This window comes from Bordetella genomosp. 4, assembly GCF_002261185.1.
Taxonomy (GTDB): Bacteria; Pseudomonadota; Gammaproteobacteria; order Burkholderiales; family Burkholderiaceae_B; genus Bordetella_A.
Genome location: NZ_NEVQ01000019.1, coordinates 69944 through 95694, shown reverse-complemented (window position 1 = coordinate 95694; position 25751 = coordinate 69944). Strand labels below are relative to the sequence as shown.

The 25751-nt window shown below is 60.9% G+C and carries 22 protein-coding genes; 11 read left to right on the top strand and 11 right to left on the bottom strand.

Annotation, left to right across the window (positions count from 1 at the left end; all coding sequences use genetic code 11):
- Position 1 precedes the first annotated feature (1 nt).
- Positions 2-1144 carry a CaiB/BaiF CoA transferase family protein gene (locus CAL20_RS19080; RefSeq protein ID WP_094822589.1) on the bottom strand — a complete coding sequence of 381 codons (1143 nt, stop codon included), beginning with the start codon at positions 1142-1144 and terminating at the stop codon, positions 2-4.
- Between the two features lie 121 nt (positions 1145-1265).
- Between CAL20_RS19080 and CAL20_RS19075 the strand changes: the two genes are divergently transcribed.
- Positions 1266-2192, top strand: a complete 927-nt coding sequence (locus CAL20_RS19075) for a LysR substrate-binding domain-containing protein (RefSeq protein ID WP_094838700.1) — start codon at positions 1266-1268, stop codon at positions 2190-2192.
- Between the two features lie 13 nt (positions 2193-2205).
- Here the strand turns inward: CAL20_RS19075 and CAL20_RS19070 are convergent, their stop codons facing one another.
- From CAL20_RS19070 to CAL20_RS19050, 5 genes are all read right to left on the bottom strand, one after another.
- A complete protein-coding gene (locus tag CAL20_RS19070; protein ID WP_094822588.1) occupies positions 2206-2460 on the bottom strand; it encodes a formate dehydrogenase subunit delta in 255 nt (84 codons plus the stop codon).
- A 6-nt stretch (positions 2461-2466) separates the two neighbouring features.
- A complete protein-coding gene (fdhD, locus tag CAL20_RS19065) occupies positions 2467-3297 on the bottom strand; it encodes a formate dehydrogenase accessory sulfurtransferase FdhD (protein WP_094838657.1) in 831 nt (276 codons plus the stop codon).
- 28 nt (positions 3298-3325) lie between these two features.
- Positions 3326-6211, bottom strand: a complete 2886-nt coding sequence (gene fdhF, locus CAL20_RS19060; protein ID WP_094838656.1) for a formate dehydrogenase subunit alpha — start codon at positions 6209-6211, stop codon at positions 3326-3328.
- A gap of 17 nt (positions 6212-6228) precedes the next feature.
- The gene (locus CAL20_RS19055) at positions 6229-7764 is read right to left on the bottom strand and encodes a formate dehydrogenase beta subunit (protein ID WP_256981637.1); all 1536 of its coding nucleotides are present in this window, start codon (positions 7762-7764) and stop codon (positions 6229-6231) included.
- 143 nt (positions 7765-7907) lie between these two features.
- Positions 7908-8477: a formate dehydrogenase subunit gamma gene (locus CAL20_RS19050; protein WP_094838654.1), complete on the bottom strand. Its 570-nt coding sequence runs from the start codon at positions 8475-8477 to the stop codon at positions 7908-7910.
- 156 nt (positions 8478-8633) lie between these two features.
- On the opposite strand from CAL20_RS19050, the gene CAL20_RS19045 reads away from it, so the two are divergent.
- Together CAL20_RS19045 and moaA are read left to right on the top strand one after the other, a co-directional pair.
- Entirely contained in the window at positions 8634-9716 is a 1083-nt protein-coding gene (locus CAL20_RS19045; RefSeq protein ID WP_094838653.1) for a substrate-binding domain-containing protein, read from the top strand.
- 36 nt (positions 9717-9752) lie between these two features.
- Positions 9753-10865, top strand: a complete 1113-nt coding sequence (moaA, locus tag CAL20_RS19040) for a GTP 3',8-cyclase MoaA (RefSeq protein ID WP_094838652.1) — start codon at positions 9753-9755, stop codon at positions 10863-10865.
- A gap of 73 nt (positions 10866-10938) precedes the next feature.
- Here moaA and CAL20_RS19035 read toward each other — a convergent pair whose 3' ends face one another.
- From CAL20_RS19035 to moaC, 4 genes are read right to left on the bottom strand one after another with little or no spacing between them, the layout of a single operon-like run.
- Complete coding sequence (locus tag CAL20_RS19035) at positions 10939-12144, bottom strand: molybdopterin molybdotransferase MoeA (RefSeq protein WP_094822727.1); 1206 nt, start codon at positions 12142-12144, stop codon at positions 10939-10941.
- Positions 12145-12185: 41 nt separating this feature from the next.
- On the bottom strand, positions 12186-12668 hold the full coding sequence (locus CAL20_RS19030) for a molybdenum cofactor biosynthesis protein MoaE (RefSeq protein ID WP_094838651.1): 483 nt from the start codon (positions 12666-12668) through the stop codon (positions 12186-12188).
- Between the two features lie 4 nt (positions 12669-12672).
- Positions 12673-12924, bottom strand: a complete 252-nt coding sequence (locus CAL20_RS19025; RefSeq protein WP_094822580.1) for a MoaD/ThiS family protein — start codon at positions 12922-12924, stop codon at positions 12673-12675.
- Positions 12905-13393: a cyclic pyranopterin monophosphate synthase MoaC gene (gene moaC, locus CAL20_RS19020; protein WP_094822726.1), complete on the bottom strand. Its 489-nt coding sequence runs from the start codon at positions 13391-13393 to the stop codon at positions 12905-12907. Before moaC ends, CAL20_RS19025 begins: the two co-directional genes overlap by 20 nt.
- Before the next feature lie 144 nt (positions 13394-13537).
- Here moaC and CAL20_RS19015 point away from each other — a divergent pair, with 144 nt between their 5' ends.
- The 3 genes from CAL20_RS19015 (at position 13538) to CAL20_RS19005 (ending at position 19401) form a co-directional block, all read left to right on the top strand.
- Positions 13538-17215 (top strand): DUF748 domain-containing protein, encoded by a 3678-nt coding sequence (locus CAL20_RS19015; RefSeq protein WP_094838650.1) that lies wholly within the window; start codon positions 13538-13540, stop codon positions 17213-17215.
- Positions 17216-17334: 119 nt separating this feature from the next.
- Positions 17335-17838, top strand: a complete 504-nt coding sequence (locus CAL20_RS19010) for a peroxiredoxin (RefSeq protein WP_094822578.1) — start codon at positions 17335-17337, stop codon at positions 17836-17838.
- A 162-nt stretch (positions 17839-18000) separates the two neighbouring features.
- Positions 18001-19401, top strand: coding sequence for an MFS transporter (locus CAL20_RS19005; protein ID WP_094838699.1), 1401 nt, complete (start codon positions 18001-18003; stop codon positions 19399-19401).
- 23 nt (positions 19402-19424) lie between these two features.
- Here CAL20_RS19005 and CAL20_RS19000 read toward each other — a convergent pair whose 3' ends face one another.
- The gene (locus tag CAL20_RS19000; RefSeq protein WP_094822577.1) at positions 19425-20297 is read right to left on the bottom strand and encodes a LysR substrate-binding domain-containing protein; all 873 of its coding nucleotides are present in this window, start codon (positions 20295-20297) and stop codon (positions 19425-19427) included.
- Positions 20298-20452: 155 nt separating this feature from the next.
- On the opposite strand from CAL20_RS19000, the gene CAL20_RS18995 reads away from it, so the two are divergent.
- The 5 genes from CAL20_RS18995 to CAL20_RS18975 all read left to right on the top strand — a co-directional run bounded on the left by CAL20_RS18995 (position 20453) and on the right by CAL20_RS18975 (position 25740).
- Entirely contained in the window at positions 20453-21451 is a 999-nt protein-coding gene (locus CAL20_RS18995) for a Bug family tripartite tricarboxylate transporter substrate binding protein (RefSeq protein WP_094822576.1), read from the top strand.
- A 32-nt stretch (positions 21452-21483) separates the two neighbouring features.
- Entirely contained in the window at positions 21484-22866 is a 1383-nt protein-coding gene (locus CAL20_RS18990; protein ID WP_094822575.1) for an MmgE/PrpD family protein, read from the top strand.
- A 24-nt stretch (positions 22867-22890) separates the two neighbouring features.
- Entirely contained in the window at positions 22891-23874 is a 984-nt protein-coding gene (locus CAL20_RS18985; protein WP_094822574.1) for a Bug family tripartite tricarboxylate transporter substrate binding protein, read from the top strand.
- Positions 23875-23953: 79 nt separating this feature from the next.
- Positions 23954-24853, top strand: coding sequence for an NAD(P)-dependent oxidoreductase (locus CAL20_RS18980; RefSeq protein WP_094838649.1), 900 nt, complete (start codon positions 23954-23956; stop codon positions 24851-24853).
- 143 nt (positions 24854-24996) lie between these two features.
- Positions 24997-25740 carry an SDR family NAD(P)-dependent oxidoreductase gene (locus CAL20_RS18975; protein ID WP_094838648.1) on the top strand — a complete coding sequence of 248 codons (744 nt, stop codon included), beginning with the start codon at positions 24997-24999 and terminating at the stop codon, positions 25738-25740.
- The last annotated feature ends 11 nt before the right edge of the window (positions 25741-25751 follow it).

Sequence of the window (25751 nt, the reverse complement as noted above, 5' to 3'; positions counted from 1 at the left end):
TTCATTGCTGTTTTGCCTGCAGTGCGGTCCTGATTTCAGTGTTGTGCTCGCCAAGCAGTGGCGGAGGAACGACGTCCAAAGGTCTTTCGCCATCGAAACTCACCGGCGATCGAACGGTCCGCCAGGTGCCGAGCGTTGGGTGCTGCCCCTGGATCTCAAGCTGCAGATGTTTCGCCTGAGGATCCTGCAACGCCTCGCTGGTGTCGTACATGGGCGCATGCGGAACATCCTCGGCCTCAAGCCGCCTGCACCATTGTTCACGAGTGCGTGTCACGAAAATCGAGCCTAATACATTGATCAGCATGGCTTGATTGTCAATGCGCGCCTCACGCGTGGCGAAACGCTCGTCCTGAAAAATATTCGGACGCTCAATCGCGCGGGCCAGGCCCTGCCAGAACTTTTCAGGCGACGACATGTGCAATGCTATCCATTTCCCGTCTGCGCATTTCAACGTATAAGACTGCGAAACGCTGGGCCGGCTATATGGGCCCATCACCTCGTCTTCGGCAAAGAAATGCGTGAACGCGTCCAGGTTAAAGTGGCTCATCGCCTCCAACATCGAGACCTCGACAGATCGGCCCGTGCCCGTTCGGCCTCTTTCGACCAGCGCACCCAGAATGCCGTAGGCCGCATAAAAGCCGGTCAAGGCATCTGCGATGGCGGGGCCGACAACACGAGGGTTTTCGGGATTGATCAGCAGATTGAGAAAGCCGCTCGCTGCCTGCGCTACCGTGTCATAGGCAGGCCGCCCCGCGGCGGGGCCGGTTTGTCCGAATCCGCTGATCGCACAGTAAATCAATCGTGGATTGATCTGACGCAGCCGCGCTTCGCTTGCGCCAAGGCGGGCCGCAGCACCCGGTCGAAAATTCTGGATGTAGACATCGGCCTCACGTATCAGCGCATCGAAAACCTCGGCGTCATCCGCCTGTTTGGTATTGAGCGTAATGCTGCGCTTGTTGCGGTTATAAGTCTGGAAATGCGGGCTGTAGAGCCCCCCCTTGAATGCGCGGAACGGATCACCCGTGTCAGGCTGTTCGACTTTGATGACATCGGCCCCCAGATCGGCAAGCAGCATTCCTGCCGCGGGGCCAGTAATGAACGTGCCTTGTTCTACGACGATGATTCCATCCAATACTTTGGCCATACGTGTCGTCCTTGAGCGTAAGAAGGAATGAGAGCTGGAGCAAGGCTAATCGAGCCAAACAAAAGATAGAAATGATTATTTTCTGCAGTTATCATTGATGGCATCGATTGATGAGGCAGGTATGGAATTACGTCATCTGAGGTACTTCATTGCGTTGGCGGGGACATTGAACTTCACACGTGCTGCTGAAAGCGTGCACGTCACGCAATCGACGTTGTCCCATCAGATCCGCCAACTCGAAGACGAAATAGGACAATCGCTCTTTGACAGGATAGGAAAACGCGTCTTTCTGACTGAGGCTGGCGAGGCATTTTTGGAGTACGCCTCTCGCGCTTTATCAGAAATAGACCAAGGCCTCGGTGAATTAAAGGCGCGTGACGTCTCCATGTCGGGCGTCCTGCGAGTCGGCACCACGCATACGTTCAATCTGGGATTCATCCCTGAGTGCGTCGCTCAATTTCTGTCACGGTATGCCACGGTGAAAGTCGTGATCGAGGAACTGCCGGCCGACGCCATTGTCGCCAGCCTGGACGCGGGCCAGTTGGACATGGGTGTGGCCTATCGTCCCGAATTACGTTCCGGTCTACGCTTTGAGCCCTTATTCAACGAAGAGCTCGTCCTCGTCGTGGCCAAGACCCATCCCTGGGCACGTCGGAAGCGAATTCGGATGATAGAGCTGCATCGAGAGCCCTTGGTCATGTTGCCGCGCAGCTTTTCTACTCGTCGCATGCTGGACGAATTTTTTAGCGCAGCCGGCGCGGTACCAAACATCATCGCAGAAATGAACACGGTAAACGCTATGTTCGGATTGATCTCTCGCATGCACGTCGGCGCCATCGTCGCAGCCAGCGCCGTAGACGAAAGTAAAGGGCTATGCGCCCTGCCGCTAGAGGGCCCCACCCCCATGAGAACCCCCGGTCTTTTGTTCAGGAACGACCAACCTCAATCCAAGTTGGCAAGAGCCTTCGCCGCGCTGATCCGCAAGACAGCCATGGTCTCCACTCGTAAAAAAGCAGCCCAGGATCAGAGCCCCGAGGTATCAGCTTAAACCCCTGCAGGTATCAAGCAGCTCGAACCGGAACCAACCGCGTCCGGTATCGCGTAACCGCCTCGACCATCAACGCATGCAGACGGACATCATCACCCTGGCCATCCGTGTGCTGAGCCAGGAAATCCAGCAACGCAATGCGCATGCGCGGTTCCCAGGATTTTTGAATATGTGTGGCGGCGCCTTCGAGGGCTTCTTCGCGGTCGGGTAGGGCATCAAAGTAATCGCCGATGCGATTGGCCATGCGGATCAAGTTGGCAATATCCATGACGGTTCAGCTCTGGATGCGTTCAGCATGTGAGTAAATGGTAGCGTCGGCATTGCGCACGAAACCAAGCAATGCCACGTTAGAGTTTTGCGCCAGCCGAATAGCCAGCGCAGTCGGCGCGGAGACTGCAGCCAGAATGCCGATCCCGGCGGCCGCGCATTTCTGCACCATTTCGAAACTGGCGCGGCTCGACACCAGGGCTAAGCCCTGTTGGAACGGTTCATCGCGACGGGCGAGCGCACCAATCAGTTTGTCCAAGGCGTTATGACGTCCAACGTCCTCGCGCACCATCTGAACCTGGCCATCGCTATCGGCCCATGCCGCGGCATGAGTCGCCCCGGTGATGTCGTGCAAAGCCTGGTTCGCCCGCATTGCCCGCATCGCCCGCAGAATCGCCGATATCGCGATAGGCGACGCATCGGGAACAGGTGCGACCTCCCGCAACACCTCCGGCAGGGTTTCAACGCCGCACAGCCCGCAACCGGTGCGGCCTGCCATCGCGCGGCGGCGTTCTTTCAAGCGGACCTCGCAGGCACTCGAAATCTCTATCTGTACGACGATGCCGTTGTGTTGCGCGACGACATCGATGCCCCGCACGTCAATGGGCCGGTTGATGATCCCCTCCGTCAAGGAAAAGCCCAGGGCGAAGTCGTCCAGATCGGCAGGCGAGGCGAGCATCGTCGCATGGCTGATGCCGTTGTATTCCAATGCGATGGGCGTTTCCTCGGCGACGCGATCGATCTGCGTCACAGGCTCTGCCGTGCCGCCTCGCACGCGCACGACAGAGGCCTGCGCGCAGTCTGCGCGATGCTGGATGAAAGAAGGCTGACGATCCATGAAATCAATAGGTATCGAAGGAGACGATCTATTTACTGACGACGGCGGCTTCGTTGTCACGGGCGCGCTCACTCAGCAATTTGTGCTGAACGTCCGTAAAGCGTGACCATTGGCGCTGCCATTCAGACGGTTGCGAGACCCGCATCACTTGCACGGCGGTGACCTTGTATTCCGGGCAGTTGGTTGCCCAATCGGAATTGTCTGTGGTCACTACATTGGCGCCCGACTCGGGAAAATGGAAGGTGGTATACACCACGCCCGGTTGCACGCGGTCAGTCAGGGTGGCGCGCAGCACCGTTTCGCCCGAGCGGCTTTGCACGCCGACCCAATCGCCTTCGGATACACCGCGGTCTTCGGCGTCCTGGGGATGCATTTCCAGCACGTCTTCGCTGTGCCAGGCCACATTGTGCGTGCGGCGGGTCTGGGCGCCCACGTTGTACTGAGACAGGATGCGGCCCGTCGTCAGTAGCAGCGGGAATTTGCGTGTGCTGCGCTCATCCGACGGGATGTATTTGGTGATCATGAATTTGCCTTTGCCCCGGACAAACTCATCGATATGCATGATGGGGGTGCCATCGGGCGCATCCGCGTTGCAGGGCCATTGCAGACTGCCCATTTGATCGAGTTTGGCGTAGGTCACACCGGTGAACGTAGGCGTGAGCCGGGCGATTTCGTCCATGATCTCGCTGGGATGCGCGTAGTTCATGGGATAGCCCAGCGCATTCGAGAGCGCGACGGTGATTTCCCAATCGGCCATCCCATTGCGAGGTTCCATGACTTTGCGCACGCGCGAAATGCGGCGTTCGGCATTGGTGAAGGTGCCGTCTTTTTCCAGGAACGATGAACCGGGCAGGAAGACGTGCGCGTACTTGGCCGTCTCGTTCAGGAACAGGTCCTGGACCACGATGCATTCCATGGCCGCCAGCGAGGCAGCCACGTGCTGTGTGTTGGGGTCGGATTGCACGATGTCTTCGCCCTGGCAATACAGACCCTTGAAACTGCCGCCCAACGCGGCCTCGAACATATTAGGGATGCGCAGGCCCGGCTCGGGTTGCAGGGTGACGCCCCAGTCGGCCTCGAATTGCGCGCGTGCCGCGTTATCGGAGACGTGACGGTAACCCGGCAACTCATGGGGGAACGAGCCCATGTCGCAGGAGCCTTGTACGTTGTTCTGGCCGCGCATGGGGTTCACGCCCACGCCTTCGCGCCCGATGTTGCCCGTGGCCATGGCCAGGTTGGCGATGGCCATGACGGCGGTCGAGCCTTGGCTGTGTTCCGTGACGCCCAGGCCGTAGTAGATCGAGCCATTGCCGCCGGTGGCGTAGAGCCGGGCCGCGCCGCGGACATCCGCCGCGGGCACGCCTGTGATGTCTGCAGTGGCTTCTGGCGAGTTTTCGGGGCGCGCTACAAAGTCGCGCCATTCGTTAAAGGCTTTGGCTTCGCAGCGTTGCGCCACGAAGTCCTCGGCGACCAGGTTTTCCGTGACGATGACATGAGCCAACGCGGTCAGCAATGCGACGTTGGTGCCGGGACGCACGGGCAGGTGATAGTCTGCCTTGATATGCGGCGAGTTCACCAGTTCGATGCGGCGCGGATCGATGACGATCAGACGTGCGCCCTGGCGCAGCCGGCGTTTCAGCCGCGAGGCAAAGACAGGATGCGCGCTGCTGGGATTCGAGCCCATCAGGACGACCACATCGGTATGCATGACCGAATCGAATGTCTGCGTGCCCGCGGATTCGCCCAGGGTTTGCTTCAGGCCATAGCCGGTCGGCGAATGGCAGACGCGCGCGCAGGTGTCGACGTTGTTGGTGCCAAAGGCCGCGCGAACGAGTTTCTGTACGAGCCAGGTTTCTTCGTTAGTGCAGCGCGAGGATGTGATGCCGCCGATGGAATCGCGGCCGTACGTGGCCTGCAGGCGGCGGAATTCCGACGCGGTGTAGGCGATGGCTTCTTCCCACGAGACTTCGCGCCAGGGATCCGTGATGTTTTTTCGGATCATGGGCTTTAGCACGCGTTCCTTGTGCGTGGTGTAACCCCAGGCGAATCGGCCTTTGACGCAGGCATGACCGCGATTGGCCTGGCCGTCTTTCCAGGGCACCATGCGCACGACTTCCTGGCCTTTCATTTCGGCCTTGAAGCCGCAGCCTACGCCGCAATAGGCGCAGGTCGTGATGACCGAGTGTTCGGCCTGGCCCATCATGATGACGGATTTTTCTTGCAGCGTAGACGTAGGGCATGCCTGGACACAGGCGCCGCAGGACACGCAATCACTTTCCAGGAACGATTGGTTCTGGCCGGCGGTCACGCGCGAGGCAAAGCCTTTGCCGGAGATCGTCAAGGCAAATGTGCCCTGGGTTTCCTCACAGGCGCGTACGCACCGGTTGCAGACAATGCACTTGGACGGATCGTAGGAAAAGTAGGGATTGGACGCGTCGGTTTTGTCCTTCAGGTGATTGGCGCCCTCGTAGCCGTAACGAACCGCGCGCAATCCCACGACGCCCGCCATGTCCTGCAGCTCGCAGTCGCCATTGGCCGGGCAGGTCAGGCAGTCGAGCGGGTGGTCGGAGATATAAAGCTCCATGACGCCGCGCCGCAGATCACGCAGTTTGGGTGTTTCGGTGGTGACCACCATGCCGTCTTCGACGGGTGTGGTGCATGAGGCGGGATAGCCGCGGCGGCCGTCGATCTGCACCAGGCACAGACGGCACGAGCCAAAGGGCTCCAGGCTGTCGGTAGCGCAGAGTTTCGGGATGTTGATACCGGCCTCGGCCGCGGCACGCATGACGGAGGTGCCTTCGGGAACGGAGATTTCCTGGCCGTCTATGGTGAGCGTAACGAGGCGGGCATCCGCTTGTGTGCCGCGTGCGGGCGTGCCCAGATCGCGGTCGCGTTTGATAACGGTTTCGAGCATGGCGGGTCTCGTTCGAATCAGGCCTGATGAGAGGCGGTTGGGTTGCCGGACGTGGCAGGCGCTGCGATGCCGAAGTCTTCTGGGAAATGGTTCAGCGCGGACAGCACGGGGTAGGGCGTCATCCCGCCCAAAGCGCAGAGCGAGCCGCCCAGCATGGTGTCGCAGAGGTCGCGCAGCAGATGAATGTGCTGTTCGTGTTGCGGGCCGCCGGCACGGATCTTGTCCAGCGTTTCCTGTCCACGTACCGCACCGATGCGGCAGGGCGTGCATTTGCCACAGGACTCGACGGCGCAGAACTCCATGGCATAACGTGCCATGCGGCTCATGTCGACGGTATCGTCAAAGGCGACAATGCCGCCGTGGCCTACCATGGCCGAGATCTTGACGTAGGCCTCGTAGTCCAGCGGCACATCCCATTGGGATTCAGGGAGGTAGGCGCCTAGCGGACCGCCGACCTGTACTGCGCGCAGGGGCCTGCCCGAGGCACTGCCGCCGCCGTAGTCGTACAGCAACTCGCGCAGTGTGACGCCGAATGCGACTTCGACCAGACCGCCGTGTTTCAGATTGCCTGCCAACTGGAAAGGCAGCGTGCCTTGTGAACGGCCCATGCCATAGTCGCGGTAATACGCAGCCCCGCGCGCCAGAATCACGGGCACCGTAGCGAGCGAAATCAGGTTGTTGATAACAGTGGGTTGACCGAACAATCCGGATATTGCCGGCAACGGAGGCTTGGCGCGTACAACGCCACGTTTGCCCTCGAGGCTTTCGAGCAGCGATGTTTCCTCGCCGCAGATATACGCGCCCGCGCCTTTGCGGACCTCAAGGTCAAAGCGTTTGCCGCTGCCTTGTATATCGTCGCCCAGCCAACCTGCGTCGCGAGCACGGGCAATGGCTGCGTTGAGCGTGTCGATGGATTGAGGGTATTCCGAACGGACGTAGATATAGCCATAAGTCGCGCCTACGGCCAGGCCGGCGATGGTCATGCCTTCGATCAACACAAAGGGATCGCCCTCCATGATGAGCCTGTCGGAGAACGTACCGGAGTCGCCTTCGTCTGCATTGCAGACGATGTATTTCTGCGGGGCGGGTGTGGTCAGGACGGTTTTCCACTTGATGCCCGTGGGAAAGGCGGCGCCGCCACGTCCGCGCAATCCGGAAATCGTGATTTCGTCGACGATCTGCTCGGGCGTCATGGTCAATGCGCGTCGTAAGCCTTGCAGCCCCTCGTGAGCGAGGTAGTCGTCGGTAGACAGCGGATCGGTGATACCGACTCGGGAAAACGTCAGGCGTTGCTGGTTCTTTAAATAGGGGATTTCTGCGGTCAGGCCCAGATTCAGGGGATGCGCGCCGCCATGCAGCCAATCGGCTTCGAACAGGCTGGCGACGTCGTCGACCTGGACGGGGCCATAAGCGATGCGGCCTGACGGCGTGATGATTTCGGCCAGTGGCTCCAACCAGAGCATGCCGCGTGATCCATTGCGCACGAGCTGGATCGTGAGATTGCGGCGGTGCGCTTCTTGTTCGATGGCCAGTGCGACGGCGTCGGCGTCCATGGCCAGTGCCGCTGCATCGCGGGGCAGGTAGATGGTGACGATGTCAGCGTCGGTTGGAATGCCTGTCGATGATGCGGCGATGACGTTATCGGCTGCCGTCGTGGCGTCAACGGATGTGACAGTGGGCCGAGGGGGGGAGGCGTTCATGCTTTGGCCTCCTGAGCGTGTTGCATAGCGCGGTCCAGAATGCGGTCAAGCTTGTCGGGTGTGACGCGCGCGTGCGGTTTGCCGTCCAGCATGACTGCGGGGGATTGCCCACATAGCCCGAGGCAATACACGGGCTCGAGAGTGACTGCGCCATCGCTCGTCGTGTGATGAAAGTCACAGCCCAGGGTCTGCCGCACATGGTCTGCCAAGTGCTCGGCGCCCATGGCTTGGCAGGATTCTGCCCGGCAGACTTCCAGCACGTGCCGCCCAGCGGGCTCGGTACGGAAATGGGGATAAAAACTCACGACGCCATGGACTTCGGCGCGGGACAGATTCAGGGCCTCGGCGATGGTGGGGATCGCCTCGGCTGGAATACAGCCAAGCTGGTCTTGTACGTCGTGCAATATCGGCAACAGTGCGCCGGGCTGGCCGCGCCATTGCGTGGCGGCCTGTGCGGCGGCTTTGACAGCCGGCATCGATGACAGGCGAGCGGCCGATAGGGCCGACTCACCGCCGCGTGCACCAGCGCTGCCGGGGGGATTCGGCGTTGCCTGAGGGGGGGACATGCAGATCTCCTGGAGGCGGCTTCGTGATCGTGCCGCGTCGGTTTTTATTGCTAGCTGCTTGCATTGATAATATGCTTTGTAAAGCATATAAAATGAACGCAGTTGCTCGTTGGTCGTACTGTAAACGCCAAATTTACCGCGTTCAATAGGAAATTAATGACATATAAATTCCGGATCGGGTTGCGCCCGCAATGGGTGCTGGAGGGCGACGCCGAGCACCCGCCTCAGGCGCTGCATGACATGTTGGCCTTGCTGTCCGCGATCGACGCGACAGGCAATATCGCCGGCGCCTGCCGCGCCTGCAGTCTGTCGTACCGGCACGCCTGGGGCGTGTTGCGGCGATTCGAGGCCCTGTTCGGCACGCCGTTGTTGATCACCAATCGTCGTCAGGGCACGAAGCTGTCGCCGTTTGCACAGCGCTTGTTGTGGGCCAACCGCCGTATTGAGGCCCGGTTGATGCCCACGCTAGAGAGCCAGGCATCCGAGCTGCAGGAGGAACTGGAAAAGCTGCTACCCGAGACGATGCCGCACCTGCGCCTGCACGCGAGCCATGGTTTCGCGGTTGAGGCATTGATGCAGCACATGAGCGGACGGCAGTCCGGCCTGGAACTGCGCTATCGCACGGCGATCGAGGCGCTGGCTGCGCTGGAGCGCAACGAATGCGATCTGGCGGGTTTTCAGGTGCCGAGCGGTGCGTTCGAGGGGCCCATCCTGGCGCGTTACGCGCAATGGCTGTCGCCGGATGATTATCTGTTGATCCATCTGGCGGTGCGCAACACGGGCTTGTTTGTGATGCCTGGCAATCCGAAGCATATCCGCGGGATGGCGGACCTGGCGCGGCCGGATGTCCGTTTTGTGAATCGGCAGATCGGCTCCAGCACCCGTTATCTGGTGGGGTTGATGCTGGAGGAAGCTGGCGTGTCGATCAGCGAGGTGCAGGGGTACGAGACCAATGAGTTCACCCATATGGCGATTGCGGCGCATATTGCCAGCGGGATGGCCGACACGGGTGTTGGCGTCGAGACGGCCGCGTGGCGGTTCGGCTTGGATTTCATCCCGCTGGTGCTGGAGAGATATTTTTTTGCCATACGCCGCGAGTCGCTGGACACGCCCGCGATGCAAGACCTGCTGGGCATCATGCGAGGCCGTGAGTACCTGTCGTACGTACGTCAATTAGTGGGCTACGACACGACGAATACGGGTCAGTTACAGACTTTGCACGAGGCATTCGGTCGATAGAAAGAGTTCCGCGCCATTGCGCGATATGATATTTCAATGAGCAAAGTTATTTTCCTGACCGATCACACTGCGTCGCGAGCCGCCCGGCTGCCGCAGTCAGCCTTGCCGCCATCAGGGCAGCCGGCGCAGGATAAGCTCGCGCGGCCGATGCGTGATTTGCGGATTTCGGTCACGGATCGCTGTAATTTCCGGTGTACGTACTGTATGCCGCGCGAGGTTTTCGACGGCAACTATGCATTCATGCCGCATTCGGCGATGCTGTCGTTCGAGGAAATCACCCGCGTGGCGCGACTGGGCGCACAGCTGGGCGTCCAGAAAATTCGCCTGACGGGCGGCGAACCACTGCTGCGCAAAAATATCGAAATCCTGATCGGCATGCTGGCCGAATTGCGCACGCCAGAGGGCAGGCCGCTCGAATTGACGCTGACCACCAACGGTACCTTGTTGAGCCGTAAGGCGGCTGTATTGAAACAAGCGGGGTTGACGCGTGTGACGGTGAGCCTGGACGCGCTGGACGCCGAGATGTTTGCGCGGTTGAGCGACAGTACGTTCACGCCGGATGACGTATTGCGCGGCATCGATGCGGCAGCCGAGGCGGGTCTAGCGCCTGTCAAGGTCAACATGGTGGTGCGCCGCGGATTGAACGATAACCAGATCGTGCCGATGGCAAAGCATTTCCGGCATACCGGCCATGTACTGCGGTTCATCGAATATATGGACGTGGGCAACACCAACGGATGGAATTTGCAGGAAGTCGTGGCCAGCGATGAGGTACTGCGCAGGATTTCGGAGCAGTACCCGTTGCGTGCCCTGGATGCCGAGGTGATGGGCCGTGTGGCAGAACGTTGGGCCTATACCGATGGCGGCGGCGAAATCGGCGTGATCTCCAGCGTCACGCATGCATTTTGCAGCGGGTGCACACGCGCGCGCTTGTCGCCGGAAGGCAAAATCTTTCTGTGTTTGTTTGCGTCGCAGGGACACGATCTGCGCACGTTGTTACGCAGCGGCGCCGACGATGAGCAGGTCGCGCGTGCGATGGCCGGGATCTGGGCGCAGCGCGATGATCGATACTCTGAACTGCGGGGGCGCGGCGTGCCGATCCTGCCGCAGGGTGAGCGCAAAGTAGAGATGAGCTATATCGGCGGATGAGTCCAGTGGCACCGGTACAAAAAAGGCGGCTGTGAAATAGCCGCCTTTTTGCATGCCGATTCGATTTGACGGATTACGCCAGCCAATGCGCTACATCGTAGTACTTCACGATATCGCCATCGTTGACGGTTTCTCCCGCTGGGGTACGTGCCAGTCCGCTTGCCCAGGGCATGGAACTGATCACTGATGAGTCCTGATTCGCGTATGGCACGAGTTCAGGCGCGCCTTCGGCAGTGTGGCGCCATTGCACACGCAGAAACTCCTCGCGGCTGTCTTTGTGCGGACGCGACAGGCGCAGCGCTGCGGTGCTGACTTGCGGGAATAGATTGGTCCGTCCTTGCATGCGCCGCACCAGCGGCGACACCAGCATGGCGTATACCGCATAGACCGAGACGGGATTGCCCGGCAGGCAGACAACGGGTTTGCCGTCGATATGGGCCAAGGCGACCGGCTTGCCTGGTTTCATACGGACTTTCCAGAGCGCCAGTTTGCCGCCCAGGGATTCCAGTACGGGTTTGACGAGATCCTTTTCACCGACGGACACGCCGCCGATGCTCAATAGCAGATCGCAATCGGCCAGGATGGTGGTGATGGCAGCGCGCAGGTCGGGTTCGTTGTCGCGGGCATGCAGCACGTGTATCGCCTGGGCGCCGGTTTTCTGTACCAGGGCGGCCAGCATGGGGCCGTTGCAGTTGTAGATCTGTTGTGCAGCGCGTGCTTCGCCGGGACGAACGAGCTCGTCGCCGGTCGTCAGAATGCCTACGCGTAATGGGGCAAACACTTGAACCTGTGTCAGCCCTTGAGAGGCCAAGAGTGCGATATGTGCAGCCTCGAGCACGGTGCCTGCGGTCAGCAGGGGCTGGCCGGCGGTGGTATCCATACCGCGTTTGCGTACGAACTCTCCGGCCTTTGGCGCCTGCAGGATGTGGACCTGCCCGTCGGATTCGCGGGTGTTTTCCTGGATGACGATGGTGTCTGCGCCGTCGGGGATCAAGCTGCCCGTGAACAGCCGCGTGGCTTGACCCGGAATCAGCGCGGCGGGCATTTCGCCTGCATAGGTACGCTGCTGTATAGGCAGGACGATATCAGGCTGGTAATCCGCGTAGCGAATGGCATAGCCATCCATGGCACTGTTATCGGCAGGCGGCAGATCCAGCGTGGCTGCCAGATTGACCGCCAGGACACGGCCCACGGCGTGGGCCAAGGATACGGTTTCGTGGCGAGTGATCGGCGCGGCCGCCTGGGCCAGCAGGGATTGGGCACTCTCGAAATCTAGCAGATCGTTATTCATGCGGTGTACGTCAGACAGGACGGTATGGGCTAGCGGCGGAGGGAATTGAGGTCATGCGAGTCGTTCCAGGCCTCGGTGCGTTCCTCATCGGCTTGGCGGGCCTCGACCCAGAAACTGCTGCCGTCGGACAGGGTTTCGCGTTTCCAGAACGGTGCGCGGGTTTTCAACGCGTCGATCATGTATTCGCAGCCCCGGAACGCGTCGCCGCGATGGGCGCTGGCGGCCGCGACGAAGACGATCTGGGCGCTGCGGGGCATGGCGCCGACACGATGGGCAATGACAGTACCGGCCAGACTCCAACGCTCGCGTGCCGTGTCTGCGATTTCAGCCAATTCGCGTTCGCACATGCCTGGATAGTGCTCCAGGAACAGTGTCTCGGTCGCCTGATCCGAAGAAAAGTCGCGCACATAGCCGGTGAACGTGACGATCGCACCGGCCTGGGCGCCAACCTGCTCGCGCAGGCCCCCCAGCAATGCCGTGCTGTCGAAGTCGGCTTCCTGAACGATGATCATGGTGTCAGCCTCCCGTGACGGGTTCGAAAATCGCGACCTCGTCGCCTGGCTGGATCGAGGCGGTGGCTTTGGAGTGATTCTGGTTGATCGCCAGTTTCAGACGCGCCGCCGGCGCCAGGTCCGGATACTGTGTCTGCAGGGCCTGGAGCAATTCGGCACCCGTCGTCGGCTCGGCCAGCGGCCAGGCTTCGCTGCGCTTGCCTACCAGTTCGGCGACCCGCGCGAAATACAGCAGATTAATGGTTGCGCCACTCACCGCTTTTTCCTCCTGCCTTGTATTCAAGGTGTATTTGTTCGATCAGAATGCCTTTGTCGGCCGCCTTGCACATATCGTAAATGGTGAGCGCTGCGACGCTGCAGGCTGTCATGGCCTCCATTTCGACGCCGGTTTTGTAGCGCGTGCGGCAGGTGGCCCGGATCTCCACAGTATGGGTGTCGTCGTTCAGGCCAAACTCCACCCCGACAAAGGCCAGCGGCAGGCTGTGACAGAGCGGGATCAGCTCTGCGCAGCGCTTGGCCGCCAGGACGGCGGCGACGCGGGCCGTGTTGAGCACTTCGCCCTTTCCCTGGCCCGGTTGGGTCAACAGGCCATAGGCCACGGCGTTCATGCGTACGCGGCCCGCCGCAATGGCAATGCGGTCGGTTTCGGTCTTGGCGCCAACGTCAACCATGCGGATCTGGCCGGATTCGTCCAGATGGCTAAGCGTAGGAGAAGAAGAGGACATGGGTAGAAAAAATGTTAACGATTGAAAACGAAAGCGGGTTTTCGCCTGAGCCAGGCTTGGCTACACCCTATGATAGACGAGCTATGGTTCCGGGTGGATAATTGCCGTTGCCTATGCCCCGCTGTTCACATCAGGAGATGACGCATGGCCCTTTCGATGCCCAGGTTGAGATTCACTCGGCGTCTCGGAAAAATCCTTCTGTGGATAGTGGCCATAATTCTTATTGTGTTCGGCGTGGCTGCCTGGCAAGTGCCCAAGGTGCTGCGTTCAGCGCTGACTGGCGATGTCGCCCAGTTGTTGGGCCGGCCGGTGCAGGTCGGTGATATCAGTTTTAATCCTTTTACGCTGACTGTGCGAGCGCAGGACCTGGCGATCGAACAGCCGGGGGGCGCGTCGCCGTTGCTGCAGGTCGGGCAGCTGGAGGCCAGCGCCTCGTGGGCGTCATTGTTCTGGTTTGCACCGGTGGTGGACTCCGTGCGAGTTCAGCGGCCGCAGATCGCGTTGGTGCGTGAGGACAAGACCACATTCAATTTCTCGGATATCCAGAAAAAACTGGCCGATATGGCGGCGGCTCAGCCCGAGCCCGAAAAGAAAGAAGAGGACGCCGGGCTGCCCCGGTTTTCTTTGAATAACCTGGTGTTGGAGGACGGCGCGATCACCCTCGATGACAAGGTGACTGGCCGTAAACAACAGATCGACGAGATCAAGCTCGGGGTGCCTTTTATTTCCTCGTTCGGCTATGCCACGGATATCGACGTCGAGCCGCTGGTGCATTTGCGTATTAACGGCAGCCCGTTCGATATGAGGGGCGTGGCCCGACCGTTCGAGGCCGTGCCCTCGTCGACCTTGAATGTGGATTTTCGGGGACTGGAGCTGGAAAAATGGGCAGATGTATGGCCCATGGCTCTGCCGATCAAGGTCGAACGTGCCTTACTGGATTCGAATCTGAAGGTCGTGTTCGAGCAGCCGCGTGATGCGGCGGCAAAGATCCTGGTGACGGGGGATGTGGGACTGCGGCAATTGGATCTGCGCGAGGCCTCGGGCGCGGCATTGGTCCAATGGAGCACGCTGGAGGTGCAGCGGGTCAGGCTCGATATGCTGGCAAAGCAGTTTTCGATTGGTCAGATCGAAATGTGGTCCCCGGTATTGCAGACCAGCCGGGATGCGAATCAGCAGCTGAATTGGCTGCGGGTGGTCGACAAGCTCAAGGCATTGGGAGGGTCGGCGACTGCTGCGAAAGCGGGCAAGCCGGATGCGGTTCGAGCGGCGGACGGTAAATCAGGCAGTGCTAAGGCCGCTGCCGCGGCCCAGACTGCGGATGGCAAGTCGGCCGGGGGCAAGCCTGCTGTGGCGCAGACGGATGGCAAGCCGGCCAGTGATAAGGCGACTGCTGCGGCCAAGACATCGGGACACAATGATGGCGCCCCGCTGCAAGCCGTGGCGGCAACGACAACGGCTGCTGTTGCGCCTGCATCGGGCGTGCCGAGCGCGAACGCGGCTGGCGGAAATGCCTCTGCGGCGTCGGGAAATGCACCTGCCGCGCAGGCCGAGGCCGCCATACCGCCCGCCAAGGAGCCGGACGAATGGCAGATCGCGGTCGATGCGATCAATATTCACGATGCTGAACTGCGTGTGCAGGATGCGGTGACCAAACTCAATACGACGTTTGCTGGCGTTGCGGTCACGGTAGAAAGCGTGCAGTTTCCCCAGCCCGCAAAGCAGCCCATCAATCTGTGGCTGACGATGGACAATCCCGGCGACGGGGGCTGGATACGTGCAAAAGGCCCGCTGATGCTCAGCCCCTTGGGGCTGAAGCTCGATTTCCGCGCGGGTCATCTGGGGCTGGCTCAATATGCGCCCGCGGTGCGCAGTCTGTCGCCGATCCAGGTACTGGATGGTTTGCTCGATGTGCAAGGACTGATCACCGTGGCTCAGCAGGGCAATGCGACGCAAGTCGCCGCGACGGGCGTCAAAGTCGATCTGTCTCAATTGGCCGCGCGTGACGAATCGCAGAAGCCGGCGGTGGACCTGAGCGTGAAACAACTCAGCCTGGCGGCCGATCGGGTGGCGCTCGATGCCACGCCGTCGCCGTTCACTCTGCAGGCCACGGGGGTGCAGGGCGATGGCAGCCTGGCGCTGCAGGGGACCTTGACTACGCAGCCTCTGGCGCTGCAAACCAAAGTGGATTTGCAGAACTTCAACGCGGCGTCGTTGGCGGCCTATGGCGCGTCGAGCTTGAATGCGACCGTGCGTTCGCTGGTTGTGGGTGCCAATGGCGAGGCGGCATTCACCGCGGCGACGGCGAACGCGCCGCTGAAGGCCAATTGGAAAGGCGGCGTGGACATCACTGATCTGCATCTGGCCGACCGAGTGAATCGCGATGACTTTCTGCGGTGGAAAACGCTGGATTTGAGCGGCATGCAGGTGTCGGTCAATGGCGATCAGTTTGCCGCCAATCTGGGCGACGTCACGCTGGATGATTTTTATGGCCGCATTCTGCTCAGTGCCGAAGGCCGTTTGAATGTGATGGACCTGGTGGCCGAGCCGGGGCAGGCCGGCGGGTCGATTACCCAGGATACCCAGACGCGCGGCCGCTCGGCACGCGAGGCCCAGGCCGCCAAGACCGGAAAACTGCCGGATATCGCGTTAAACAGCGTCACGCTGAAAAACGGCCGCATGACGTTTACCGACCATTTCGTCAAACCGAACTATACGGCCCAACTTTCCCGTATCGAAGGCGGTTTGTCGGCGGTGTCGTCGCGTGCACCCAAACCCGCAAAGGTCAATGTGACGGGCCGTGTTTACGACACAGCGCCCTTGTCGATCGGTGGGACGGTGCAGCCTTTTGCCGAGTTTCTGTCGCTGGATCTGAAGGTCTCGGCCAAAGGCGTGGATTTGCCCCGCTTCACGACGTATTCCGCAAAGTATGTGGGATATCCGATCAAGCGCGGCAAGTTGTCGGTGGATCTGCAATACAAGCTCGAAGACCGTGCGTTGCAGGCGACGAACCATGTGGTGCTGAATCAATTGACGTTCGGCGACAAGACGAACAGTCCGGATGCCACGACCTTGCCTGTGATGTTGGCCGTGTCATTGTTAAAGGACAGCAAGGGCAATATCGATATCAACCTGCCGATTTCCGGGTCGCTCGATGATCCTGAGTTTTCCGTCGGCGGGATTATTTTGCGGGTGTTGGGCAATTTGCTGGTCAAGGCGGTGACCTCGCCGTTCTCATTGCTCGCATCCGCGTTTGGCAGCGGCGAAGAGCTGTCGTATATCAATTTCGAACCCGGCAGCGCGGTGTTGGCGGCGGACGCGGACGAGCGTATTTCGACTTTGGCCAAGGCGTTGAATGATCGGCCTGCCCTGAAGCTGGATATCATCGGGCGAGCAGACCCCGCCACCGATGAGGAGGGCTTGCGCCAAGCCTGGGTCGATCGCCAGATTCGCAAAGCCAAGGCCGAGGACACGTCGGGCAAGGGTAAAAAGCCTGATCTCTCTACGGTGACGGTGTCGAGCGCTGAGCGCGAAAAATATCTGGAAGACGTCTACGACGATACCGATATCGAGGAAAAGCCGCGCAATTTCATCGGCATGGCCAAGTCGATTCCGGCCGACCAGATGGAGTCCTTGTTGCGCAAGGCCGCGCCGATCAATGAGCAGTCGCTGGAACGATTGGCGCAGGCCCGTGCGCAGGCCGTGTATGAAAAATTGCAGGAGATCGGGCCTGCCGATCGGATCTTCATTGTGACGCCCAATCTCGAGGGGGGGGCCGGCGAGGGTGACGCTCTGCCGTCGCGTGTGGAGTTTTCGTTGCAATGAGGCGAGGCAGTCAATGTGATTCTTTCGTTGTCATCAAACGCAAGCCCTCGACTTGGCACTATGATGAGGGTTTGGCGGACGGCTCGCGTCCGCGTTTCTGCGTTCACTTGGAGATGTAAATGACAATCAAAGTCGGCGATCGCGTGCCTGATGGCACTCTGACTGAGTTTTTCGAGACCGAAGCCAATGGTTGCTCCCTGGGACCCAATGCGTTTCAGGTCGCAGATCTGGTCAAGGGCAAGACGATTGCCCTGTTCGCCGTGCCGGGCGCTTTTACGCCGACGTGCTCGGCCAAACATCTGCCGGGCTACGTCGAGCAAGCCGCGGCGCTGAAGGCCAAGGGCGTGGACGAAATCTGGTGCGTGTCGGTCAATGATGCGTTTGTGATGGGCGCATGGGGCCGCGAACAGCAGACGGCGGGCAAGATCCGCATGCTGGCCGACGGCGCGGCTCACTGGACGCGGGCGTTGGGTCTGGAGCTGGACCTGGATGCACGTGGCATGGGCATTCGTTCGCAGCGTTATTCGGCGTTGTTGAAAGACGGCGTTGTGACGCAATTGAACGTCGAGGCGCCTGGCAAATTCGAGGTCAGCGACGCGGGCACGATGTTGTCGCAGCTTTAATTTTTTCCGCCGGGGACTATCCCAGCTGCCGGGCCGTCCCAGGGCAATAACATTTCCCTGGTGATGACCCCGGGCACAGGCACAGTCCTTGCGGTGACTTTGCGCCTGGCAAATTCGCGCGGCTTGCGCACCGCGTGGTGCGATGGCACGTTTCTGCATCCCATGCTGACCACGATTTCCTCTTTTTCGTCGCTCTATCTGGCGACGCTGCTGATGCTGATCGGCGGCGGTCTGTTCAATACTTACATGGGGTTGCGGCTGACTGCGCAGTCAGTCAGCGAGATCTGGATCGGTACACTGATTGCCGGGTATTACCTGGGGTTGGTGTGCGGCGCGCGGCTGGGGCACAAGCTGATCATCCGGGTAGGACATATCCGCGCTTTTGTGGCCTGTGCGGCGATTTCGACTTGCATGATTCTGGCGCAGATCATGGTCGACTATATGCCGGTGTGGCTGGTATTTCGCCTCGTGGCCGGCATTGTGATGGTGACCGAGTTGATGGTCATCGAAAGCTGGCTCAACGAGCAAACGGAAAATCATCAGCGTGGCCGAGTGTTTTCGGTCTATATGGTGGTATCCGGGCTGGGTACAGTCCTGGGTCAATTGGTGTTGACCGCATATGGTCCGCTGGATGAGCAGCCGTTGGTGTTGGTGGCGGCCTGCATGGTGTTGTGCCTGGTGCCTATTGCCGTGACGGCCCGTTCACACCCGCCGACGCCCGTGCCGGCCCCCCTGGATCTGCCGTTTTTCCGCCAACGGGTGCCGTTGTCGCTGACGGTGCTGTTTGTCGCAGGGAATCTGTCGGGGGCGTTTTATGGGCTGGCCCCTGTGTTTGCGTCGAAGTACGGGATGACGACGTCGCAGTCGGCGCTGTTTGTGGCGGCGGGAGTGACGGCGGGGTTGTTGTCGCAATGGCCGATGGGGTGGTTGTCGGATCGGATCAACCGTGCGGGGTTGATTCGTTTCAACGCGTGTTTGCTGGTGTTGTTGCCTGCGGTGCTGTGGGGCTGGGTGACCTTGCCGTTCTGGGCGCTGGTGTTGCTGTCCTGTGTGTTCGGGGTGTTGCAGTTCACGTTGTATCCGCTGGGGGCGGCGTTTGCGAATGACCACGTGGAGTCGGATCGGCGCGTCAGTCTGAGCGCGATCTTATTGATGACTTATGGGGTGGGAGCGTGCCTGGGCCCACTCGTGGCGGGGGCGCTGATGTCGGCGGGCGGACCGAATATGTTCTATGTATTTGTGTCAGCGTGTGCATTGATTTTGGTATGGCAGGTGCGGCCGGCGCGGGTGACCGGGGTGCATCAGGTGGATGAGGCACCGGTGCATTTTGTGCCGATGCCGGATAGTTTGCAGAGTTCTCCAGCCTCTGTGACCTTGGATCCGCGGGTGGATATTGAGGCGGATGCGGGGATGGAGATGGTGTCGCCGGAGCCGGATGTGGTGCAGGTGCCGGCTTCTGCTGAGGCCACGGACACCGCAGCGGATGACGCGGCGCTCGATGAGGTGACGGCCACCGCCGAAGCTGACGGCGAACGTTCAGCACAGGCTGGCGGGCGGCCTTGAGGGGCGAGGCCAAGCCTTTGTGCCTACTTTTGGCCGATCATCCAGTTGGCAAAGGTGCTGAACGGCAGTGTGGCCGCCCGCGCCGGATCGCTGACCAGGTAATAGCCGTCGCCGCTGCGCGCGCTGTGCGCCAGGGGTTGCACCAGTTGGCCGGTGGCGAAGTCCTGGGTGATATAGGCGCGCTGCGTCACGGCGATGCCCAGGCCGTCGGCCGCTGCCTGCAGGCACAGTACCGCGTTGGCCAGCGAGAGAAAGCGCGTGCCGCTGTTTGCGGCCAGGCCGGTCGATAGCAGCCAGCGATCCCAGCAGTCCGGCGCAATCATCGAATTCAACAAGGTTTCGCCCAACACGTCCTGGGGCGTGCGCAGGCGCTCGGCCAGCGACGGTGCGCAGGCCAGTACCAACTCGTCAGGAAACAGCAGATCGGCGCGCAGCCCCGGCCAGTTGCCATTGCCCCGGCGCACGACGAAATCGGCGTTGTGCAGATCGGTGTCATCGGCGCGAGCGACGGTGGCAACCTCGATGTCGATGTTGTCATGCTGTGCATATAGCGAGCCCAGCCGGGGCATGAGCCATTTGATGGCGAGGCTGGGAATGACTTTGACTCGAATGCGAGGGTTGGCTCCGGCCTCGCCGGCCTTGGCCAGCACCGACTCAAGTTGATCGAACAACTGGGCGGCCTGTATGGCCAGTTCGGTGCCTGCTGTCGTGAACCCAATGTCGCGACCGTTTTTTTGCACCAATCGCACGCCCAGGTCGGATTCCAGTCGGCGCAACTGATGGCTGACCGCGCTCGGTGTGATGTGCAGGAGTTCGGCGGCCCGCCCAACGCCGCCGCCGCGATGCACGGCATCTAGTACACGCAGCGGGCCGAGGCGGTTTCTCAGTTTGTGCATTGTTGAGATGGATTCAATGATTGAGAAATAAGTTTCCACAGACATCAGGGAGGAAGCGGCCTACAGTCTGTCCTATCCAACAAAACCAAATCAAGTGTCGGATCGGTGTTTGCGCTGCGGTATCGCCGCAAGCGATCCTGCCACGAGGAGACAGAATGACCAAGCCTCATCGACGCCGGGCGATCGCCCGCGCACTGATTCCGTTTGCCTGCGTCGCGCTGTGGTGCTTGCGCACCGAAGCGGCTTACCCTGAGCGTCCCATCAAACTCATTGTGCCGTTTGCCGCGGGCAGTGCGGCCGATACGTTGTCTCGCGTGGTGGCCACGGCATTGAGCGAGCAACTCGGCCAGCCTCTGGTGGTGGACAACAAGGGGGGCGCGGGCGGCACGATTGGCACGGTGGACATCGCGCGTTCCAAACCCGATGGCTACACGTTAGGTATCGCCGCGCAGGGGACTTTTGTCAACAACCAAGTGCTCTACAGCTCGCCAGGGTACGACTCCATCAAGGATTTCAGTTTCATCAGCGAGATCGCCGATGTGCAGAACCTGTTGGTCGTGTCCGAGAAATCGCCTTATCACAGTGCGCCGGCGCTGCTGGAAGCAATCAAGGCCAAGCCGCCGGAGACTTTCCGCTATTCCTCCAGCGGCGTGGGCACCAGTCACCATATCGCCGGCGCTACTGTCGCGCAATATCTAGAAAAGCCGCTCATGCATGTGCCCTATACCGGCGCGCCGCAAGGCTTGAGCGCGATCCTGAGTGGCGATGTGGACATGGGTCTCTACAACATGCCCGCGGCCTTGGGCCTGGTGAAGTCGGGCAAGCTGCGGCCGCTCGCAGTCACCGGCCCGAAGCGTTCGAGCTTGTTGCCCGACGTTCCTACGCTGGACGAGAGCGGTTTGCAAGGCTATTCGGTCACGCTCTGGTGGGGACTGGTGGGTCCGGCTCAACTTCCCCCTGACATTTCGTCGCGTCTGTATGCCGCGCTGGACAAGGTCATGAGCGATTCGGCGTTGCGCGACAAGCTGATCGGCCTGGGATTCACCTTGCCCGATACGCCCATCCCCCAGCCCGCGGCTTTCGAAGCGCTGGTGCGCCAGGATCTTGCCACGTGGATTCCGGTCCTTCAGAAATTGGGCACGGCGGCACAGTGACACCGCGGTAACTTACAAAGGAAACTTCTACTGTGCGATCCCTTTTATTGACGCCGCCGTTGGCGCGTCAACTGGCTGAGTTCGTCCTGTCGACCCGTGTCGGCGACCTCCCGGCTTTGGCGCTCGAGCATGCCAAGATGAGTCTGGCCAGCACGCTTGCCAGTGCCGCCGCCGGATACGGTATCGAATCGGCCCGCATTATCCGTGAGCTGGATCTGGCAGATGGCGGTGCGCCGGTGGCGACCGTGTGGTTTGACAATGCCCGGTTGCCACTGGCGAGCGCGGCGCGTGTGAACGCAGTGGCCAGTGATGCGGCTGCGTCAGATGATAGCGATATGCGTAGCATCGCGCACATCGGCACCATTGTCTCAAGTGCGGCGTTGGCAGTGGGCGAACGTGAGGGATCGACTGGCCACGATGTGCTGACCGCCATGGTGCTGGGCTATGAGATAGCGGGACGCATTGACGAGTCGCTGACACCCGGACGCATGCAGCGCGGTTTTCATGGTTCGTTTTCCACGGTGTTTGGCGCCTGTGTGGCTGCTGGCCTGTTGTTGCGGCTGGATGCGCATCGGCTCGCCCACGCTATTGCACTTTCGGCAACCTCGATCGGCGGTATGGCGATCGCGGCCGACACCAGTTGCGCGCGGGAGTATCACGCCGGGCTGGCCGCCAGCACGGGCGTCCGAGCCGCGTTGGCGGCGCAGTCCGGTTTCGAGGGCGAGCTGGGTGTGTTCGAGCAGCCGCGCGGGTTTCTCGATGCGCTGGGCGGGCTGGCGCGCGAGGACATCGTGCGAGACTGGGGGGGGTCTTGGGACATTGTGACCGACATGGCCATCAAGCTGATGCCGGGTGCGCATCCTTTTCATGCAACCGCCGAGGCCGCGGCCGAGGCCGCACGGGCTGGCGGCCGCATCAGCCCTGACGACATTACGCGCATCGTTGTGTCGGCGGCAGTGCAATGGACCGATTTCAAGGGTGAACCCCATCCTCGTAATCTGGTCGACGCCGCTCATAGTCTGCATTATTTCGTCGCCGCGGCCATTGCCGACGACGGCTTCGCTTGGCAACACATGGACCCGGCCAAGATGGCCGATCCCGTGATCGCTGCGTTGCAAGACAAAGTCGAGTTTGACCCCGACCCGCCGCCACTACCGGATCGCTTTCCTCATCGGCATGGCGGCAGCGTCACGATACATATGAAAGACGGCGCCATGCATCACGCCGCCTGCACAGCGCCTCGCGGAGCAGGTGTGCGTGGCATCGATTGGCGCGACGTGGAAGACAAGTTTTTTCAGCTGTTCCCGCGTGCAGGATTGCCTACAGGTGCGGCCGAGAGCTGCCTGGAAGCGATCATGCATCTGGAACGCGCCGACTCCATCCGTCCGCTGACGCGCTTGCTAAGCAGGTGTTGAGGGTTTTTTGAAGAAGGAGGCAACATGAAACGACGCATCGCATCCGCGCTTGCCAGCATTGCTTTGTGTCTGGGCGTGAATCACGCAGCCCGGGCCGACGACGGTTTTCCTTCCAAACCGGTCACTATCATCGTCGGCGTGGCTCCCGGCGGCAGTCTGGACGCACTGGCCCGGTTGTTGGCCACCGAACTCGGAAAAGTCACGAACAACACCTTTGTAGTAGAAAACGTCACCGGGGCGGGTGGACTGCTGGGGTTTCAGCGGCTGGCTCGATCGGCGCCTGATGGGTACACGCTGATGTTCAGTAATCAGTCCATGGTGCTGATTCCTCTGCTCTATCCCAAGGCCGGTTTGAACATCGTCAAGGACACGACAGCGATCGGCACAGTCGCCAATGTTCCCATGGTGCTCAGTGTGAGCAATCAGAGCGGCATCCAGGATCTGCCCTCGATGTTGGCGGGTATGCGTAGCGGTGCGCTCAAACTGTATTTTGGCTCGGGCGGCCCGGGCACGACCGCGCATCTGGCCGAGGCGTTGTTCTTGCGCATGGCCAATGTGCAGGCCGAACTGCTGCAGTATCGCGGTTCGGGTCCGGCGATTACCGATTTGATGGGCGGCACCATTCAGTCAGTGCTGGATCAGACAGTCACCATGCTGCCGCTGCACAAGGGCAAACAGATCAAGGCCATCGCGGTGGCGTCCAAGGAGCGTTTGCCGCAGATGCCTGACGTGCCGACTTTTGCCGAGGGCGGCCTGCCACAGTTCGATCTGCAGATATGGAACGGCTTGGTCGGGCCCAAGGATATGCCCAAGGATGTGGTCGACAAACTTTCCGAGGCAGTGACCAAGGCAGTGCAGACGCCGGCGTTCCGCGAGCGTATCGATACGCTCGCCGCGCAGATTCCCGCGGATGACGAACGCAGCTCCGCGGGTTTTGCGCGCACGCTGCAACGTGACCAAAAACAATTCGCAGAGCTGGCCAAGCAGATTGGACTGGAGCCTCGCTGAGCCCGTCCGCGAGACAGAGCTGCAATTCGATGGTGTAGCGTGGACGCGGTTCTCCGCGTCCCACAATTGGAGGACAGACATGAGTGAGACGATTTACGGATTCATTGGATTGGGAAATATGGGCGGCCCCATGGCGAAGCGTTTACTCGATGCGGGCAACGTGCTTCACGTGACCGATAGCGACCCGGCGATGATGCGCCGCTTGGTGGAGTGCGGCGCCGTGGCTCACGACAGCGCTCAGGACGTGGGTGACGCGGCCGATGTGGTATTCCTGAGCCTGCCCGATGGCAAGGTGGTCGAGAGTGTGCTGAGTGGCGAGCAGGGCCTGGCGTGGGCGAATCGCGCCAAGTGCGTGGTGGATTTGTCGACCATCGGTCCTGCCGCGGCGCGGCGCGCGTTCGACATTCTGGCCGAGCAGGGTATCGAGTATGTCGATGCGCCTATCAGCGGCGGCCCGACCGGGGCCGAACGCGGCACGCTGGCGGTCATGGTCGCTTGCGCGCCGGCGCGCTACCAAGCGTTGACGCGGGTGTTGGGCCATTTCGGCAAGCCGTTTTATCTCGGCGCCGAGGCAGGCCAGGCTCAGGTGATGAAGTTGGCGAACAATCTGCTGTCGGCGACTGCCGTTGCCATTACCTCGGAGGCCATGGCGCTGGGAGTCAAGGCAGGCTTGGACCCGAGCGTCATGATCGACGTAATCAATGCAGGCTCGGGCCGCAACTCTGCCACCATGGAGAAATTCCCCAAGGCGGTGCTGACGGGCACATTCAATGTGGGTTTTGCGGTCCGCCTGGCACACAAGGATGTGCGCTTGTGCCTGGAAGAGGCCGAGCGCCACGGCGTGCCGATGGTGGTGGGCTCATCGGTGCGCGAGATGCTGGTGATGACCACCGCTATCTGCGGCCACGACGCGGACTATACCGATGTGGCCCGCGTCGTCGAGGATTGGGCCGGCGTGAAGGTGCGTGCGAAATCCTAGATCAGGGTAAATCCTTAGGCAAAATTCCAATTTAGTCGCCATCCAATAATACAATCAGTCTATAGTACAAGAATACAAAAATATGTGAGGCCCACGCTACGTCGGCACATCCTGGCCGGCGCGCGGGAAAAGGAGGCGATGGTATGGGAGTGCTGGAAGGAAAAGTCGCGATCATCACCGGTGGCGCGGGCGGCATCGGCCGAGCTATTGCGCGGGCCTATGTCCGCGAGGGCGCCAAAGTGGGATTACTGGATATCAACGCGGACTTGTTGGCCGAGGCCGAGCAGGAGCTCGCGGGCGTCCGGGCGCTGCCTTGCGATGTATCTGATCGCGAACAAGTGCAGCGCGTGATCAATGCCTATGCGGACCAATCGGGTGGCCTCGATATTTTGGTGAACAACGCGGCCTATTTCTACTATGCGCCGCTGGCGGAAATGCCCGAGGAGCAGGTCTGCAAGATGATCGACGTGGGACTGAAAGGCGCGCTGTGGTCGCTGCAGGCTGCCACGCCGCACCTGATTGCACGGGGCGGCGGTTCTGTCATCAATCTTTCGTCGGTGGCCGTGTCGGTATCGATCAAGAACGCAGCAGTCTATAGCGCTATCAAGGGCGCTCTGGACACCCTGACCCGGCAGCAGGCCGTCGAATTGGGCGGGCACGGTATCCGCGTCAATGCGCTGGCGCCCGGGCCCGTGATCACGCCGGGAGCAAGCTCGGTGATTTCCGAGGAAGGCTGGGCCACGCGTCGACGCCGCACGCCGCTGAATCGGTTGTCAACCAGCGAGGATATAGGCGAAGTCGCCGTGTTTCTGGCTTCGCCCGCCAGCGCGACGGTGGCGGGGGTCACGCTCAAAGTGGACGGAGCGATGACCGTTCTCGGCTATTAACGCGGATTCGC